The 18,003-nt window shown below is 51.5% G+C and carries 11 protein-coding genes, 1 tRNA gene, 7 pseudogenes and 1 riboswitch; of the genes and pseudogenes, 3 read left to right on the top strand and 16 right to left on the bottom strand.

Going from position 1 to position 18,003, the window contains the following annotated elements; all coding sequences use genetic code 11:
* Positions 1-3: 3 nt before the first annotated feature.
* The 5 genes and pseudogenes from tatA to rmuC form a co-directional block, all read right to left on the bottom strand.
* Positions 4-234, bottom strand: coding sequence for a Sec-independent protein translocase subunit TatA (tatA, locus tag ATN88_RS06700; RefSeq protein WP_067413228.1), 231 nt, complete (start codon positions 232-234; stop codon positions 4-6).
* A gap of 83 nt (positions 235-317) precedes the next feature.
* Positions 318-1,952, bottom strand: coding sequence for a ubiquinone biosynthesis regulatory protein kinase UbiB (gene ubiB / locus ATN88_RS06695; RefSeq protein WP_067413224.1), 1,635 nt, complete (start codon positions 1,950-1,952; stop codon positions 318-320).
* Positions 1,949-2,577, bottom strand: a pseudogene (locus ATN88_RS06690) (ubiquinone biosynthesis accessory factor UbiJ). Before ATN88_RS06690 ends, ubiB begins: the two are co-directional and overlap by 4 nt.
* A gap of 10 nt (positions 2,578-2,587) precedes the next feature.
* Complete coding sequence (gene ubiE, locus ATN88_RS06685) at positions 2,588-3,367, bottom strand: bifunctional demethylmenaquinone methyltransferase/2-methoxy-6-polyprenyl-1,4-benzoquinol methylase UbiE (protein WP_067413220.1); 780 nt, start codon at positions 3,365-3,367, stop codon at positions 2,588-2,590.
* Between the two features lie 184 nt (positions 3,368-3,551).
* Positions 3,552-5,070, bottom strand: a pseudogene (gene rmuC / locus ATN88_RS06680) (DNA recombination protein RmuC).
* 137 nt (positions 5,071-5,207) lie between these two features.
* Between rmuC and ATN88_RS06675 the strand changes: the two are divergent.
* The gene (locus tag ATN88_RS06675; protein WP_067413216.1) at positions 5,208-6,086 is read left to right on the top strand and encodes a DMT family transporter; all 879 of its coding nucleotides are present in this window, start codon (positions 5,208-5,210) and stop codon (positions 6,084-6,086) included.
* A gap of 10 nt (positions 6,087-6,096) precedes the next feature.
* On the opposite strand, the gene tsrA is transcribed toward ATN88_RS06675, so the two are convergent.
* Positions 6,097-6,387, bottom strand: a complete 291-nt coding sequence (gene tsrA / locus ATN88_RS06670; RefSeq protein ID WP_067413213.1) for an H-NS-like global regulator TsrA — start codon at positions 6,385-6,387, stop codon at positions 6,097-6,099.
* 188 nt (positions 6,388-6,575) lie between these two features.
* On the bottom strand, positions 6,576-7,772 hold the full coding sequence (locus tag ATN88_RS06665) for a multidrug effflux MFS transporter (RefSeq protein WP_067413210.1): 1,197 nt from the start codon (positions 7,770-7,772) through the stop codon (positions 6,576-6,578).
* Positions 7,773-7,871: 99 nt separating this feature from the next.
* Between ATN88_RS06665 and ATN88_RS06660 the strand changes: the two genes are divergently transcribed.
* Entirely contained in the window at positions 7,872-8,840 is a 969-nt protein-coding gene (locus ATN88_RS06660; protein ID WP_067413206.1) for a LysR substrate-binding domain-containing protein, read from the top strand.
* Between the two features lie 95 nt (positions 8,841-8,935).
* Positions 8,936-10,722, top strand: a pseudogene (locus tag ATN88_RS06655) (aminopeptidase P family protein).
* 60 nt (positions 10,723-10,782) lie between these two features.
* Here ATN88_RS06655 and thiH read toward each other — a convergent pair.
* The 9 genes and pseudogenes from thiH to ATN88_RS28160 all read right to left on the bottom strand — a co-directional run bounded on the left by thiH (position 10,783) and on the right by ATN88_RS28160 (position 17,480).
* Positions 10,783-11,908 (bottom strand): annotated as a pseudogene (thiH, locus tag ATN88_RS06650) (2-iminoacetate synthase ThiH).
* Between the two features lie 14 nt (positions 11,909-11,922).
* On the bottom strand, positions 11,923-12,693 hold the full coding sequence (locus ATN88_RS06645) for a thiazole synthase (protein ID WP_067413202.1): 771 nt from the start codon (positions 12,691-12,693) through the stop codon (positions 11,923-11,925).
* A 2-nt stretch (positions 12,694-12,695) separates the two neighbouring features.
* The gene (thiS, locus tag ATN88_RS06640; protein ID WP_067413199.1) at positions 12,696-12,896 is read right to left on the bottom strand and encodes a sulfur carrier protein ThiS; all 201 of its coding nucleotides are present in this window, start codon (positions 12,894-12,896) and stop codon (positions 12,696-12,698) included.
* Positions 12,880-13,669: pseudogene (locus tag ATN88_RS06635) on the bottom strand (HesA/MoeB/ThiF family protein). The gene thiS and the pseudogene ATN88_RS06635 overlap by 17 nt, the downstream one beginning before the upstream one ends.
* Positions 13,647-14,311: pseudogene (gene thiE, locus ATN88_RS28165) on the bottom strand (thiamine phosphate synthase). The pseudogenes ATN88_RS06635 and thiE overlap by 23 nt, the downstream one beginning before the upstream one ends.
* Positions 14,312-14,320: 9 nt before the next feature.
* Positions 14,321-16,233, bottom strand: a pseudogene (gene thiC, locus ATN88_RS06625) (phosphomethylpyrimidine synthase ThiC).
* A gap of 120 nt (positions 16,234-16,353) precedes the next feature.
* Positions 16,354-16,451: riboswitch (TPP riboswitch) on the bottom strand.
* Positions 16,452-16,501: 50 nt separating this feature from the next.
* A complete protein-coding gene (crcB, locus tag ATN88_RS06620) occupies positions 16,502-16,885 on the bottom strand; it encodes a fluoride efflux transporter CrcB (protein ID WP_067413196.1) in 384 nt (127 codons plus the stop codon).
* A 300-nt stretch (positions 16,886-17,185) separates the two neighbouring features.
* Positions 17,186-17,262: transfer RNA gene (locus ATN88_RS06615), tRNA-Trp, on the bottom strand.
* 86 nt (positions 17,263-17,348) lie between these two features.
* The gene (locus ATN88_RS28160; RefSeq protein ID WP_269748105.1) at positions 17,349-17,480 is read right to left on the bottom strand and encodes a hypothetical protein; all 132 of its coding nucleotides are present in this window, start codon (positions 17,478-17,480) and stop codon (positions 17,349-17,351) included.
* Positions 17,481-18,003: the final 523 nt, after the last annotated feature.

The raw sequence follows: 18,003 nt of genomic DNA, 5'->3' as shown, positions 1-18,003 counted from the left end.
GGATTAAGCCTGCTCTTTGTCTTTCGCTTCGCTTTTTTGTGCAGTACTGTTTTTCTCTTCCAGTTTTTCCTGGCCGAAATCAGCGTCTTTCTTCTCGTCGTCAGCCATGGCTTTCTTGAAGCCTTTAACCGCTGAACCCAGATCGCCACCGATGTTGCGCAGCTTCTTGGTTCCGAACAGAAGAATAACGATAACTGCGACGATCAGCAGTTGCCAAATACTAATACCACCCATGCTAGTGCTACCTCTGCGTTATGTGGTGAATAAAAAAGTTACCGGAGTCTACTCGGTTACTGTTACAACTAAATTGATAAATCTCACTTATTGAACGCTCGCCACGCAAACATCCAACTGAAGACTGCGATTCCCCCTGCGACTTGAGGAAGAATTTCTATCTGATTACTGTAGAGTATGGCAGATGTCACCAGCATAGTGGCACCCACACCTAACAGGAACTTCGCCTTGTTTTGGCGCTTTCTCGCCGCCATAAACTCTCTGTACATGACGTCCATACGCTGATTGACCTGTCGGCCTTGGCGCAGGCTATCGTAAACCAGCTCTGGCAATTCAGGCAGTTTTTCAGCCCAAAATGGTGCTTTTTCTTTAATCGCATTCCACACTGCCTGTGGACCCACCTGACGTCCCATCCAATCTTCAAGGAACGGCTTGGCGGTGTCCCACAGATCGAGCTGCGGGTAAAGCTGTCTACCCAGGCCTTCAACGTACAACAAGGTCTTCTGCAGCAGCACTAATTGTGGCTGCACTTCCATGTTGAAGCGACGGGCAGTGTTAAACAGATTTAACAGTACATGGCCGAACGAGATTTCGCACAGCGGTTTTTCAAAAATCGGCTCACACACAGTGCGAATAGCAAACTCGAACTCATCGACGTTGGTGTCATGCGGCACCCAACCCGAATCAACGTGAAGTTCAGCCACCTTGCGATAATCGCGGTTAAAGAATGCCAAGAAGTTCTCAGCAAGATAACGCTTATCTTCGCGGTTCAAGGTGCCAACGATGCCACAGTCGAGCCCAATCCACTGCGGGTCTTCTGGGTGGTCGTAAGAGACGAACACGTTGCCCGGGTGCATGTCAGCGTGGAAGAAGCTGTCACGGAACACCTGGGTGAAGAACACCTGCACACCACGCTCAGCCAGCAGTTTCAGATCCGTGCCGTTGGCTTTAAGACCCTCGATGTCCGACACCTGAATGCCGTAGATGCGCTCTGACACCATCAACGAGGTGCGGCAATAATCGCTGAACACTTCCGGCACATACAGAATATGGTCGTTTTCGAAGTTGCGGCGAAGCTGAATGGCATTGGCCGCTTCACGCATCAGATCCAGCTCATCGAGCAAGGTCTTTTCGTACTCACGCACCACTTCTACTGGCTTCAAGCGACGCGCCTCTGGCAGGAAGCGAGCAACAATACGCGCCATGCGATACATGAGTCTGATATCAGCTTGAATGACTGGGAGGATGTCAGGGCGAATCACCTTGAGCACCACTTCGCGGCCATTTTCTTTTAACGTCGCTGTGTGCACCTGTGCAATCGAAGCAGAGGCCAGCGGCGTTTCATCAAAATCATCAAACCAGGTTTCCAGTGGACCGCCGAGGGCTTCTTCCATCTGCGCTTTCGCCAATTTGCCGTCAAACGGCTCAACTTGGTCTTGCAGCAAGGCCAATTGATCAGCGATAGCCGGCGGGAAAAGGTCGCGGCGGGTCGACATCATCTGACCGAACTTGATCCACACCGGCCCCAGCTCCTGCAGGGCAAGACGCAGACGCGCACCCATGGGTTTGTCTTGATGTTGGTTTTTCATCCAAAACAGCATTTTGCGCATCAAATGCGGACCACGGGTGATCGGCTGTTTTGGCAACAACTCATCCAGCCCATAACTGAGCTGCACTTTGGTAATTTTGTAGAGGCGGCGGATTTCGCTAGGTGTCATGCGCGCTCCGTCTCAGTGGCTGCAAGGCGTTTCTCCAGCGCATCAAAACGGGCAGACAGGCGCGAGGCGTGGCTTTGCACGTCATCAACCTGATCGGCAAAGTACGCAATCTCGAGCGCACCCGGTGCAAGGCGCCATTCTTCAACCACCAACTCGCCAACATACCGTTGGTTGCGTTCAGTCATTTGTTTGAGAAACGCCAAACCTTGTTGTGCGCCACGCACCAGCGTATGTGCCACCACATCACCTGTGTAATGAGACAGCCACTCAGCAATGTCTGGTTGATGCCGTTGAGCAGATTGGAGAACTGCTGCGCCACATCAATATCGCCATCCAAGTGCAGCTTGTCTTGTTTGATAAGCTTGGTCAGGTTGGCTTTGTCTTTGAGTTGTGGTGCAACAGAAATAGCCAACGCCAACTCACAATCGGCGTCGCCTTCATAAGCCGCCAACACATCGACCTGTTGGCTGAACACGAAAATCAACTGCTTGTTGATATCCGTCAGGCTTACGCGCAGCACTTTGCCCTTTAGCTTGGCTAAACGACGCTGGCTTTCCCCATCTTGACGGATAAGGGTGTTGAGGCTGGTTTCAACGACAGCGGTAACCAATGGGTCCAGAGGCATCATTATCCCCTTAGAACTTGTAACCGCGGTGCAGTGCAACAATGCCACCGGTCAGGTTGAAGTATTTGGTTTGCTCAAAGCCTGCGTCTTCCATCATGCCCTTCAAGGTATCTTGATCAGGGTGCATGCGAATGGATTCAGCAAGATAGCGGTAGCTGTCTGCATCGTTTGCGATGATCTCGCCCATTTTCGGCAGAAGATGGAAAGAGTAGGCGTCGTAAACTTTCGAGAGCGGCTCAACGATAGGCTTAGAGAACTCCAGTACCAACAGGCGACCACCCGGCTTCAGCACGCGGTACATCGAACGCAATGCTTTGTCTTTGTCGGTGACGTTACGAAGACCAAAACCAATGGTGATGCAGTCAAAGTAGTCGTCCGGGAATGGCAGCTCTTCAGCGTTCGCCTGCACGTAGTTCACGTTGCCCACGATGCCGATATCGCGCAGTTTATCGCGGCCGACATTCAGCATAGAGTTGTTGATGTCCGCCAGCACGACTTGGCCTTTGTCGCCAACAATGCGAGAGAATTTTGCGGTGAGATCGCCGGTACCACCAGCAAGGTCAAGCACACGGTGACCTGGGCGAACACCACTGCAATCAATGGTAAAACGCTTCCAAATTCGGTGGATACCCATGGACATCACGTCGTTCATGATGTCGTATTTTGCGGCTACGTTGTGAAAGACGTTAGCTACCATGCCAACTTTGTCTTCTTTGGCGACGGTCTGAAAACCAAAGTGAGTGGTGTTCTGATCTGCGTCTTGCGCCACGCCCTGTGTTGTATCTGTCATTGTAAACCCCTGAGTAACACCGGGCTGGAAACTGAAAATACCCGATATTTTTGCCGCTTAGTGTACTTTACATACTCAATCAACCACAAGAAGTGCGATTCAGACTGACACTGGCATCTCAAGGTTATTTGACCACAAGCGCAACATGCCCAGAAAGAGCCTGCTGCGCCAAGCCTTTGTCAGTTCATTCCGATGAAACGCCGAGTGTCGCCATCTCTTCACTGTCATCGGTGGTGTCTCTTTTCAGCATAGCGGGGCTGATATCCCGCTTCACTTCCACGCCCAGCGATTTAAAACTCTCTGCTTGACGCAAAATATTGCCTCGACCGCTAGAAAGCTTGTTCACTGCGTTTTGGTAGCTGTCGCTGGCTTTATCTAATGCCGCGCCCATCACTTCTACATCCGCCACAAACAAACGCAGTTTGTCGTAAAGCTTGGCCGCTTTTTCTGCAATCAATCGCGCGTTTTGGTTTTGGTGCTCATAACGCCACAAGTTATTGATGGTACGCAGTGCCACCAGCAAGGTGGTTGGACTCACCAGCATGATGTTGTGATCCAATGCCTCACGTATGAGTGACGGCTCTGCTTCTATCGCAATCTGGAAAGCAGGCTCGACCGGAATAAACATCAACACATAATCCAGGCTTTGAATGCCATGAAGCTGGTGATAGTCCTTCCTGCCAAGCCCACGAATATGGCCGCGAATCGAGGCCACGTGCTCGCGCAGGGCGAGATCTTTTTCTGCCAAGGTTTCGGCATGGAAGTAACGTTCATACGCAACCAATGCCATCTTGGCATCAATCACCACGTCTTTTTCCTGTGGCAGTCTGACAATGACATCCGGCTGGTAGCGCTTGCCGTCTTCGTTCTCGAGCTGACCTGCGTTTGGTACTCAAAGCCTTCACGAAGGCCAGATTCTTCCAACACGCGCGCCAAAACCACTTCACCCCAATTGCCCTGCTGCTTGTTGTCACCTTTCAATGCTTGGGTCAGTGCCACGCTTCGCGGGTCATGTCTTCATTAAGCTTTTGCAGGTTTTTAATTTCATGCACCAACGTATGACGTTCTTTGGCCTGTTCGCCAAAGCTGTCCGACACTTGCTTTCTAAAGCCTTCTAATTGAGATTTCAGTGGCCCCAGTAGAGATTCCAGGCTTTGACGGTTTTGCTCATCAACGGTGCGGGTCTTGTGGTCAAACACCTTGTTGGCCAGACTTTCAAATTGGACGCGAAGCCTCTCCTCTGCCCCTTCCAACAGACGAATTTTGGCTTCCGCCGCTTCCAGTTGCTCTTCGGTGCGGGTTTGTTGCTCGCGAAGGGTCAGCTCAAGCGCGGCTTTGTTGTCTCGCAGGTTATCCAGCGTATCGGTGAGTTGCTCTTTCTCAGCACGCAGCACTTCCATTTGACGTAGCTTTTCAGCCGCAGCGGCAAGCTTGGCATATTGGGTGCGAAGCTCGGCACTGAGTCTGTCACGTTCGAGATCTAAGCCATCAAGCTCATCTTTTAAGGTTTGATTTTCGGCACGTAAGTGCGCCATCGCAGCCTGACTGATTTTTTCGTCAGCCAAATGCTGCTGCTCGATAAGCTCTCGCACGTTTCTCAGTGCCATGCGGTAATACATACCACCAAGAGCCGCCATCGAGGCTGCGCCTACACCGGCAGCAATCCACACTGCACTGTCGGAAAGCAGAGTCGCGATCTGCATGCTGATAACCTTTTCATTTCTCGTGATATCCCGTAATGAAGGCTAATAAGACACTGGATAAATGTCCAGCTTTTCCAGTGATGCTTATTTGCTCTAGACTGCCCAATTCTCAACCTTACTCTGAATAAGTGCATTACATGAACGACCGCCTTGCGATCAGCTACGGACTGGCAGCCGTATTGCTTTGGTCGACCGTCGCCACCGCGTTTAAAATCACCCTGACCTACATGGATCCTATCCAGATGCTGGCCGCCGCCAGTGTGGTCTCTACCCTTTCTTTGATCGCGGTTGCTGGCTGGCAAGGAAAACTGAACCAACTTTCCTCTACCTTTGCCAAACGCCCGCTTTATTACCTGATGCTCGGGCTGATCAATCCGTTTATTTATTATTTGGTGTTATTTAAAGCCTACGATTTATTGCCTGCTTCTCTGGCGCAGCCAATTAATTATTCTTGGGCAATTACACTGACGTTAATGGCCGCCATTTTCCTTGGTCAGAAAATTCGAAAGCAGGATTGGATTGCCGCAGGACTGGGCTACATTGGTGTGGTGATCATCGCCACCAAAGGCGACATCTTCGGTTTACAGTTCGACAGTCCGCTCGGCGTGGGACTGGCGTTGCTGTCGACCTTGCTGTGGGCAGGTTATTGGATTTTAAACGCAAAAAACCAAGCTGACCCCGTGATTGGGCTCTTGCTTGGCTTTCTACTTTCTTTGCCGTTTTCCATTAGCCTTAGCCTTTATACCTCTGACTGGCAGGGCATCCCTTGGCAGGGTTGGCTAGCGGTCAGCTACGTGGGCCTGTTTGAAATGGGCATTACCTTTGTGCTTTGGTTAAATGCCGTCAAACTCGCCAGCAACGCTGCGAAAGTCAGCAACCTTATATTTATTTCGCCATTTATTTCGCTGATATTGCTCGCCACGATTATAGGCGAACAAATTCACCCAACGACACTTATCGGGTTAGTGATGATTGTAATTGGATTGGTAATTCAGCAGCGAAAAAGTAAAGCGTAAATAAACGCGATTAACGTTTGTGCTGCGCCAGATACTCGCGCAGCTCTTCTGCGGATATCCCGTCATTGGCCATTTCTTGTGCCAACTCTTGTACGCGCTCGCCACGACGCTCGTGGATCACTTTATTAAATTGATGTACCAGTTCACGCAAACCGCTGATTGGTACCTGGCGCGCCGCACGCTGAACGCGCTCTTCGCTCATACCGCTTAATTCGGTGAGCAATTTCCCAAACATAACTTTCTCTGGAGATTCGTCAAGCATCTCCAGATGACGAGCTAATTCAAGCATCGACATCGACATATTTATTTACTGCCTGTAATTGGAATTTGAAAAGATTTGGAGTTTTTGCATATTAAATATACTCCCTTTCGAGTTTAAACAACAAAAAAAACCCGCACAATTTTAATTATGCGGGCAAATAAATGGGTATTTTCGGTTGTCGAGACCGTGCGCTTTCCGCGTCTTATTTTTAATTCAATTTATTGAAATTAACATTCTGCCGTGTGCCAGCGTTTTCCTTTTGCAGACCAAAGCAGCAATAAACCCGGTAACATCAAGAACATATGGAACGCCAACAGTTCTGGTTCGCTAAAACCAACACGCTGACTGAGGCTCACCAACACGCCTGAACCACTCATTTGGAACAGGCCTAGCAACGCTGCTGCGGTGCCTGCACGCTGACCAAATGGCTCCAAAGCTTTGCCTGCGGCTGAACCTAAAACCCACGCAAATCCAAAAGATGAGATAAATACTGGCACCATAAATGCCCACGCGGCCTGAATATGACTCAGTGACAACATCAAAACGCCACCTGAAACTAAGGTGATCAGACCGCCATACAGCGTTTTACGGCTGCCAATCATGTCCATCACTTTAGGAGCCGTCATCGACGCGAAGATGTTGAACGCGGCATTAATACCGAACCACACGGTGAATTCATCCATGGTCAGACCCAGACCGTTAATCAAACGCACTGGCGCAGACGTCACGTAAGAGAGGATGACCGACATCGCCAGCAGACACAGCATGGCGTGGTAGATAAACACAGGCTCTTTCAATACTGACCAGTAACGCGCAGGGCTCAGTAAAGGACCGCTTGTGTCAGTATCAGCAGGACGGGTTTCTCGGAACAAGGTCAGCACCAGAACAAACGCCACCACAGCAAAAGCCATCATAAAGGAGAAGTTTGAACGCCAGCCAAACTGTGCGGTTAACCATGCACCCAACAACGGGGCCAGCGCAGGAATGAAACAGATAGCACCATTGAGGTAGCTGATCATCTGGCCACAACGCTTGCCGCTGAAGGTGTCACGCACCGCAGCAAAGGCACATACAGAGGTCGCACAAGCACCTGCACCTTGCAAAAGGCGCGCTGCCAAGAGTGCATCCATTGAAGAGGCCACCCAGGCTAAACCCGCACTTACGGCATAAATCACGATGCCAGTTAGAGCCACCGGACGACGACCAAAGCGGTCAGCCAACGGGCCTGCCAGCAGTTGTCCCAATCCCATTGTCACCAAGAACCAGGAGATGGTGTCTTGCATGCGGGTTGCAGAAACGCCAAGGTCTTCTGCCATCACAGGCATTGCGGGAAGATAAATATCAATAGCCAGTGGGCTAAACAGCACCAGCAGCACCATTAAGGCGACTAAACGGCTATCAGGTTTTGAAGAAGGGGTGGACATACTGTTCTCCTGATAATTTGCCGAGAGTGTAGTGAGATTTTGATATGAATAAAAATGGTATATATTCAGGTCAGACATTCCCTTATGGAATAACACTCAATGAACCTCAATCAACTGCTCCGTTATGACCTCAGTTTGCTGATTTGCCTGCATGTCCTTTTAGAAGAGTGCAATGTCACCCGCGCCTCTCAACGGCTGCACCTGAGCCAGTCGGCGGTCAGCAAGAACCTTGGCAAATTGCGTGAGCAATTCGATGACCCACTGTTTAACCGCACGTCCCGTGGCTTACACCCAACGCCGAAAGCCCTATCGCTCAAGCCGGGGCTGAAGAATCTGCTGCAACATGTGGAAGGGCTGACGATTTCGGATGAATTTGACCCCGCCACCAGCGACAGACGCTTTCACTTGTCCTTAGTGGAAAGCTCTTATCCGCTGCTCATGCCACGGTTTCTCGGCGAAATTCTCGATGCCGCACCGTCGATCACCCTGTATACCGAAGCCTGGGGTCGTCATACTTTCGATGCCATGGCGCGAGGCGAAGTGGACTTTGGCATCACAGGCAAGGATTTAAACCCTGCCGATGCCATGCTGACGCTGATGCCACCCAAAGGCATCATTTATGAAGAGTTGTACCAAGACCACCAGCGCGTGATCGTGAGAAAAGGCCATCCCGTGTTGGATAGACCTTGGGATCTCGACGCCTACCTCAAACAGCGTCATGTGCAGGTACGTTGCGATGGTAGCGATCGCTGGTTGCTCGATTACAAACTGGCAGAGCTAGGTCTCGACCGCGACATTGCCATGTATGTACCGGATTTCAACAGTGCCGCGAGCCTTTGTACCCACACGGATTTGGTTTTCACCTCACCGTCGCACTTTGCCAACGCGGTCGCCAAACAGCTCAATTTGCAGGTGCTGCCATTACCCACACCGCTGCCGCCAATGGCATATACCTTGTTCTGGCATCAAAGCCAGCAAAATGATCCCGGCCACCAATGGTTGCGGCAGTTAATTATTTCGCGTTGTCGACATATGACGGAAATTGCAGCGGCTGAGGAAAACAGATAGCTTATGCTATCTACATACAAGGTTTCTTACCCATACCTGTCGCCCTCACCCCATTCGCGGATGAATAGCGGCAGGTATTACCAATAGGACGACAAATGCACGCCATTATTGCTGAACGCGTCGATGCATTGAGACGCTGGCTGGACGATCACGCACTGGACGCACTGATCATTCCGCATGAAGACGAATTTCTTGGAGAGTACATTCCTGCGCACAACGAGCGCCTCCATTGGGTCACTGGTTTCACAGGCTCTGCCGGTGCAGCCGTGATCACCCGTGAAAAGGCTGCCGTGTTTGTCGATGGTCGCTACACGGTACAAGTTCGCAAGCAAGTGCCGGGTGAGATTTTCGAATACCGCCACCTGATTGAAGAGCCTGCGCTGCAATGGCTACAAGGCAATCTGGCAACTGGCAGCAAAGTGGCCGTTGATACCCGCCTCCACAGCGCAAACTGGCTAAGCAATGCTGAGCAAACCGTGGATGGCAAGCTGATACTTGCACTTATTGATAGCAACCCTATCGATTCGCTGTGGCACGACCGTCCAGCACCATTACTGACCCAAGCACGCTTGATGGGCAATGCGCTTGTTGGCCAAGGCAGCGCGGAGAAACGCGCACAAATCGGTGAAGTGATTGCAAAAGCAGGCGCAGATGCGGCACTGCTGAGCCAATTGGACAGCATTTGCTGGCTGCTGAACATCCGTGGTGGCGATGTCTCTCGCCTGCCTGTGCTGCTATCAAGCGCGATTGTCCAAGCCAATGGCGATGTCACACTGTTTATCGACCCAAGCCGTCTACCAGAGGGTTTTGGGGCACACGTTGGCGCGGGTGTTACCGTGGCTTCACCAGATGAGATGGCCTCTACACTGGCTGCATTTAGCGGCAAAACCGTTATGGTTGACCCTATGACCAGCAACGCGTGGGCAAGCCAAGTGCTGAGTCAAAACGGCGCAGACATCAAACACGCAGCTGACCCGTGCATGTTGCCAAAAGCGGCTAAAAACGCGACCGAAATTGCGGGCATGAAAGCCTCACACGTACGCGATGGCGTGGCCGTGAGCCGTTTCCTTGCATGGCTGGATAGCGAGGTTGCCGAAGGCAATCTGGCGAATGAAGCTGAACTTTCGGACAAGCTCTACAGCTTCCGCGAGCAAGACGAGACCTTGGCCGATCTGAGCTTTGACACCATCTCAGCGGCAGGTGGCAACGCCGCTATGTGTCACTACAACCACCTAAACCAACCTGCACCAAGCAGCCTAGAGCTGAACAATGTGTACTTGGTGGACTCAGGCGGTCAGTACCCAGACGGCACCACCGACATCACCCGCACGATTGCCATTGGCGAATGCGACGCAGACGTAAAAACCACCTTCACACTGGTGTTGAAAGGCCACATCGCGCTGGCAACAGCACGCTTCCCGAAAGGTACCGCTGGCAGCCAACTGGATGCATTGGCACGCCAACACTTGTGGCACATGGCTTTGACTACGACCACGGCACAGGCCACGGCGTCGGTCACTTCCTGAGTGTTCACGAAGGCCCTCAACGAATCGCCAAAGCGCCAAATACCGTGGCATTGCTGCCAGGTATGGTGCTGTCGAACGAGCCAGGGTACTACCGTGCAGATGCATTCGGCATCCGAATCGAAAACCTTGAGTTGGTGGTGGAAGTACCAACCGCTGGCGACATGACAATGCTCGGCTTTGAGTCACTGACGCGTGCACCTATTGACCGTCGCTTGGTGGATGTCTCTTTGCTAACTGACAGCGAAATCGCATGGTGGAATGAGTACCACCAGAAAGTGTGGCAGGACGTGAGCCCAGCATTGGACGGTGGCGATCTGGCATGGCTTGAGCAAGCCACTGCACCGCTATCTCGCTAAGCAATACACACTCGTAAAAGAAAAGAGCACCGTAAGGTGCTCTTTTTTATTTTGAAGCCATTACCCGGAATAGCTCGGGTCCCAGTCTTTCCAGACGACTTCAAACCCTGCCGCTTTGACCGCCTGCGCGACCGCCGCCGCACTGCGCTCGTCTGACACTTCAAACTGCTCAAGTTCAGGCACATCATCCGCATAGCCACCCGGTTGGGTTTTGGATGCCGCTGACATGGTGGTGATACCAAGCGGCAAGACCTTGTCGCGAAACGCTGGCGACTCTCGGGTCGAGAGCGACAATTCCACTTCTGGGTTCAGTAAACGATAGGCGCAGATAAGCTGCACCAATTGCCTGTCAGACATCACCGACTTAGGCTGCACCAAGTTTTGCGAAGAGCCGCCCTCGCAAGGCCGCAGCCTCGGGAAAGAAATAGAATAGCGGCTTCGCCAATAGGTGCGCTCTAGGTAATCCAAATGGCTTGCCACGAAGAAGCTGTCGGTGCGCCAATCATCTAGCCAATCAAAGCACCAATGCCAATCTTATCTATACCGCGCGCGCCAGCCTGTCAGGCGTATCCAGACGGTAGGCAAAGTCGGTTTTGTTGCCGCGGAGATGATGCTCACCATAGGTCGCCCGGTTATAGGTTTCCTGATACACCATGACCGCGTCCAAACCGAGACCTTTGAGCTCAGCATATTCCGCTTCTTCTAGGGGCTGCACTTCCATCGCCAGATAACTGAAGTGGCGTTTTATCGCAGGCAGTGCCTCCCGAAAATACGCCATACCCACTTTGGTTTGGTGCTCGCCTGTGACCAGCAAAATGCTGTCAAAGTGCATGGCTTTGATGGCATTGCATTCACGCTCAATGTCATCGACCGACAAGGTGCGGCGCTTGATGCGGTTTTCCATTGAAAAGCCGCAGTAAGTGCACGCATTGGCACACAGGTTGGAGAGATAGAGCGGTACGTAAAAATTGACCGTATAGCCGAAACGGCGGCGGGTTAACGCGGCCGCTTGCTGTGCCATGGCTTCTAAGTGTGCGTCTGCCGCCGGAGAAATCAGGGCTTTGAAATCCTCCAAATCGCGCTTTGGTTTCGCCAACGCGCGAAGCACATCGGCCTCTGTCTTTGCGCCGATGGACAAACGGATATCATCCCAATCCTGCGTTTCCCAAAATGTTGAAAAACTCATCCCTGTCTCCACCTTTATGCCAGCTCATCAAGGAAAGCCGTTAATGGGCTCGAAGCCACCGCATGCCTGACCTGACCGGCCAGTCCCGCTTCATAAGCCATACGCCCTGCTTCCACGGCCATCTTGAAAGCTTTCGCCATCGCAACGGGGTTCGCTGCCGCCGCAATCGCCGTGTTCACCAACACCGCATCGGCCCCTTTTTCCATCGCTTCTGCAGCATGAGACGGCGCGCCAATCCCCGCATCAACCACCACAGGAACCTTAGCTTGATCGATGATGATGTCGAGAAAATCGCGAGACGCGAGACCTTTGTTACTGCCAATGGGCGCGCCAAGCGGCATTACTGCCGCGCAGCCAACCTCTTCCAGATGCTTACACAGCACAGGATCAGCATGACAGTATGGCAGCACCACAAAGCCTTCTTTGACCAAAGCTTCCGCGGCTTTGAGTGTCTCAATCGGGTCCGGCATGAGGTATTTCGGATCCGGGTGAATTTCCAGCTTCAGCCAGTTGGTGCCCAAGGCTTCGCGCGCCAATCTTGCTGCGAAAATCGCTTCTTTCGCCGTCTTTGCCCCTGAGGTGTTTGGCAACAAATTGACGCCAGAGGCAATGAGGGGTGAAAGGATGTCATCGTCACGGTTTTGGATATCCACGCGTTTTAACGCCATAGTCACCAGTTCAGAGCCACTGGCAATCAGGCTCTCGGCCATCATTTGGGTGCCCGAGAATTTGCCCGTTCCGGTAAACAAACGGGAAGAAAAGGTTTTATCGGCAATCTTTAACATGACTAACCTCCAGCAATCGCCTGGAATACTGCAACCTGAATTCCGTCGGTCAGCGCGGTTTCCTGCCACTGGCTACGGGGAATAATGTCACCATCAATGGCGATAGCGACGGCCTTTTCGGGTAACGCCAATTCGGCTACCAACGCCAACAAGTTGGTGGCAGCAGACGGCGAATACGCCTGTTCATTAAGCCAAATCTGCATCTGGCACCTCCGTATTCACACACTGGCAGACGCTGCAGGTCGGATCGGAAGGCACCTTCATCGAGCGCAAACTTAGCGTTTTGCCATCTAACTGATAAAAAGACGATTGGGACTGGCTCTGGTTCATCAAAAGCTTTAACGCTTCTAACGCCTGAAAGTTACCGATGGCACCGACAACCGGGCCCACCACTCCCGCACTTTGGCAGTTTCGCGGCGCAGCTCTTCATTGGCGGGAAACAGACAGTGATAACAAGGCGATGAGGTGCGAGAGAAATCGAACACCATCAATTGCCCTTGCCAACCGATAGCCGCACCGGCAACGAGCGGTTTGCGATTCTCTGCGCAGGCCTTATTCACGGCTTGTCTGGTTTGCATGTTGTCACTGCAATCAAGCACCACATCCGCGAGCGACACCTCCAATGACAAGGACATACCGCTTAAACGTCTGGCGACGACGCGGCAACGGCTGTCACTATTGAGTGCTGACAATTGCGCTGCCAGTGCCTTTGCTTTGTGACTACCAAGGTCGCGTTCACGATAGGCCACCTGACGAGGAAGATTGGACAGTTCCAACTCGTCGTCGTCGGCCAACACAAGCTGTCCCACCCCCGCTCCGGCAAGGTACAAACCTGCAGCCGTGCCAAGGCCGCCACACCCGACAATCAGCACCTTGCATTGGCCAAGGCGCTTTGATTGTCTTCGCCCCATTCCGAGAGCATGATCTGTCGGCTATAACGCTGAAACGCCTGATCAGAGAGCGGTTGCTTCGCCATGGCGCGCTTCCTCATTCAAGATTTCAGCGAAAGATTGCAACGTAGCCGCCAAGTCACAGGATTGGGTCACCGCACGTACCACAGCCACTGCGTCCACGCCGGTTTGCCACACCTCTGACACCACAGACAAATCAAGGCCGCCAATCGCGACCGTTGGCACTTGTCCGTTCACGGTTTTCAGGTGCTTGGCGAGCTGCGCCACGCCTTGTGGTGGCGTAGGCATCTGCTTGGTAGGTGTCGGAAAAATATGACCAATCGCGACATAGCTAGGATGAATAGCCAAGCTAAGTCCAGCTCGTCAGCCGTGCGTGTCGATACGCCAAGACGGATCCCCGCGTTGGCGATCGCCGCCAGATCCGCGGTTTTAAGATCGTCCTGCCCAAGGTGGATCCCATATGCGCCTGCAGCCAAAGCTTTCTGCCAGTGATCATTGATAAACACCTGCGCACCGCAGAGTTTTCCACAGTTCACGGCTTCTTGGATCATGGCATCCAACTGGGGATGCTCCGGGTCTTTCACCCGAAGCTGCACCGTTTTGACACCAAACGCCAACAAACGCTTTAACAAGGCCACATCATCGACGACCGGATACAGGGGGCCAATGCCCCCCTCCATGCGCGCAAAGCTTAAAGAAGGTTTCATACCTCCTCCTTATGCTTTGGTATGGTAAAGCTCGCTGCCTTTAGCGAGAAACTCAGCCGATTTTTGCTTCATGCCTTCGAGTGGGTCTTCCAGCATCTGCACTTCAATGGCTTCACCTTCTTCGATGTTTTTGGCGTACTCTCTAACTTCTTGGCTGATTTTCATCGAACAGAATTTAGGGCCACACATCGAACAGAAGTGAGCGACCTTGCCAGATTCTTGTGGCAGGGTTTCATCGTGGTAAGCACGCGCGGTATCTGGGTCGAGTGCCAGGTTAAACTGATCTTCCCAGCGGAATTCAAAGCGCGCTTTCGACAACGCATTGTCACGCACTTGTGCGCCCGGATGCCCTTTGGCCAAATCTGCAGCATGAGCACAAAGTTTGTAAGTGATAAGGCCGGTTTTCACGTCTTCTTTGTTTGGCAGACCTAAGTGTTCTTTTGGTGTCACGTAACACAGCATGGCGCAGCCGTACCAACCAATTAGCGCAGCACCTATGCCAGAAGTAATGTGGTCATAACCCGGTGCGATGTCCGTCGTCAGTGGGCCCAAGGTGTAGAAAGGGGCTTCATGGCAGTGCTCAAGCTGCTCTTCCATGTTCTCTTTGATAAGGTGCATCGGCACATGACCCGGGCCTTCAATGATCACCTGCACATCGTATTCCCACGCGATCTTGGTCAGCTCACCCAGCGTGCGCAGTTCAGCAAATTGCGCTTCATCATTGGCGTCAGCAACCGACCCCGGACGCAGGCCATCACCCAGCGACAGTGCACGTCGTACTTGGCACAAATTTCACAGATCTCACGGAAATTGGTGTATAGGAAGCTTTCGGTGTGGTGCGCCAAACACCATTTCGCGATGATAGAACCGCCGCGCGATACGATGCCGGTTACGCGTTTTGCCGTCATCGGTACATAGCGCAGTAAGACACCCGCATGGATGGTGAAGTAATCCACCCCTTGCTCGGCTTGCTCAATCAAGGTGTCACGCATGACTTCCCACGTCAGGTTTTCCGCAATGCCGTTCACTTTCTCAAGTGCTTGGTACATAGGTACAGTACCAATTGGCACTGGGCTGTTTCGCAAGATCCACTCGCGGGTTTCGTGAATATTTCGACCCGTCGACAAATCCATCACGGTATCTGCGCCCCAGCGCGTTGACCACACCAGTTTCTCCGTTTCTTCCTCAATCGAAGACGTCACTGAAGAGTTACCGATGTTGGCGTTCACTTTCACCAGGAAATTACGGCCAATGATCATCGGCTCAGATTCTGGGTGGTTGATGTTTGACGGAATGATGGCGCGGCCTTCCGCGACTTCTTTGCGCACAAACTCAGGGGTGATTTCTTTTGGCAGGTTAGCACCGAAGCTTTGACCTGGATGCTGGTGATTCAGTTGTTCATCTGCAAACTTCTGGCGTCCCATGTTTTCACGGATAGCAATGTATTCCATCTCTGGGGTGATAATGCCTTTGCGCGCGTAGTGAAGCTGGGTGACACACTGGCCTTCTTTGGCGCGGCGAATGGTCGGCAGATTACCAAAACGCAGCTCATCCAGCGTTTCATCATCCAAACGTAGTTTTGCAAAGTCTGAGCTTACGCCATCAAGGAACTCGGTGTCGCTACGCTCTTCAATCCAACGCTCGCGAAGCTTTGGCAGACCGGCGTAGATATCGATTTCATAGTCTGGGTCGGTGTAGATGCCAGAGGTGTCATACACACGGATTGGCTCGTTTGGCTCTAACTGAGGGTTGTCTTTGGTTCCGCCCACAAGGCTTGGAGAAAGAGAGATCTCGCGCATACCTACGCGAATATCAGGGCGAGAGCCTTCTACATGGACTTTCTGAGAGTTTGGAAAGGGTTGCACCGACAGGTTATCAATAAACGCTTTGGCTTCGGTACGGGCTTGTTTACGATTCGACATAGCATTACTCCAGTATTTATTGGGAATAAATGCTTGCCGGATTTGCTGAGCAAGAGGATTGAGGCGTAGAAAGTTAGATCTGTACTATTCTGTCTTATCTAATTTTCGCTGTGCACTCACAACACATTTTCTCTTGTTCCCTTCGCAGGTATTAGCCTGATCAGGTTCAACGGATCCCGCTTTCGCGTCTCAGCCAAATGGCACTCCGACAAGTATCAAACCGCAGTATAAGAAATGCTTTACATCATCTCAACAATTGATGACGTGATTAACCGCGCATTAGTAACTGAAAACCCGCCCACGCAGCAAAAATACAGACCACAACGTTAAGGATGATGTTCAGTCCCATCTTGAACCATTCACCTTGTTGCAGCAGCAACACATTGTCCATCGAGAAGGTTGAGAAGGTCGTCAATGCACCGAGAAAGCCCAGACCGATCAGATGACGCCAAGGGCCAGGGCCGAAGGTTTCTTGTTCGAGACCTGCGACGAGAAGACCCATAATAAACGAACCAACCACGTTCACTGTCAGTGTTCCATATGGAAATCCCCTTCCCATCAGCATGACGCAAAGTTCAGAGATTAAGTAGCGAGAGCAGGCACCGAATGCGCCGCCAAGCCCAATATAGAGCAGTAGTATGGCTTGATTCATTATCTGTAACCGTGGTGGATTTTTAAGTAGGCATATCATACGCCCTTAAATCAGAGAGCGCTAAAGCGATAAATGGAATAATAAGTTTTGCGCAGGAATGAGAAGGAAAGGGAAACGCGATAACAGCGGCGCAAACTCTAAACGCCAGATTACGAAAAAGCCGCGGCATTTCTGCCGGGACGCGCAGTCTGAGGCTTTAACGCCTAGCTTGGCCAACAAGCAGAATAACACCCCAGCCAGAATGCTGTGCCAAATCACAGATACGAAAAAGCCCCAGCATTTCTGCTGAGGCTTTAAATGTGGCAGGGGTGGAGAGATTCGAACTCCCAACACGCGGATTTGGAATCCGCTGCTCTGCCAATTGGAGCTACACCCCTATATGGACGCCATTCTAGCGACATTTTGGCAAAATGCTAGAAGATAATGCTAAGGAGTGTTCCAACTGAACATATCTCGAGCAATATTATGATTTTTCAGCAAGTTTCTGCTTGTACTTGTTAAAAGCCAGCAAAGCAATAACCGCAGGTGCAGCCACCGCAGTTGCGACTGCTGTACAAAGTAAAGTCATCTGAATTAAGGCTGATAGATCACCCATAAGAAGCTCTCCAAATATCGTCTGTCATATCCATAGTAACGCGACAAAAAAACGTCATTTCGTCCCGAAATTGAGATCGTGAACGATAGTTCGAAAAGCCTCCTAAATATCCATTATTGGACTTTTCATCGTTTCTGCTGTTGCCGAACAAATCATACATAATACTAACATTATAAATACTTAAAATTCAGCGAACTAATGATAGCGTGACTCAGATCTCTACATAAATGATTGTTTTATCATCTAAAAACCAAGGCAGTGTGCGATCGCTAGGAAGAACTCGAAGGTTGCCGTCGTTGAACATGATACAGACACAACTGGGATGTGAGATCTGAGGGTTGTTGTGGTGTGGAAAATTACTTTATCGCAGACGAAAGAAAGCCCTGCTATTGCTAGCGAGGCTTCTTAATAAGTGGCGGAACGGCCGGGCTGGCGCACCAGCGGGACTCAAGCCAAAGGCTCGTGAGAGTCCCAAGTTTTCTTTAAACGATAAAAAGCCCCGCTATTTCTAGCGAGGCTTCTT

The organism is Enterovibrio coralii, from assembly GCF_001559595.1.
Lineage (GTDB): Bacteria > Pseudomonadota > Gammaproteobacteria > Enterobacterales > Vibrionaceae > Enterovibrio > Enterovibrio coralii.
The sequence above is the reverse complement of the archived record's forward strand: the minus strand, read 5'-3'. Positions and strand labels throughout refer to the sequence as shown.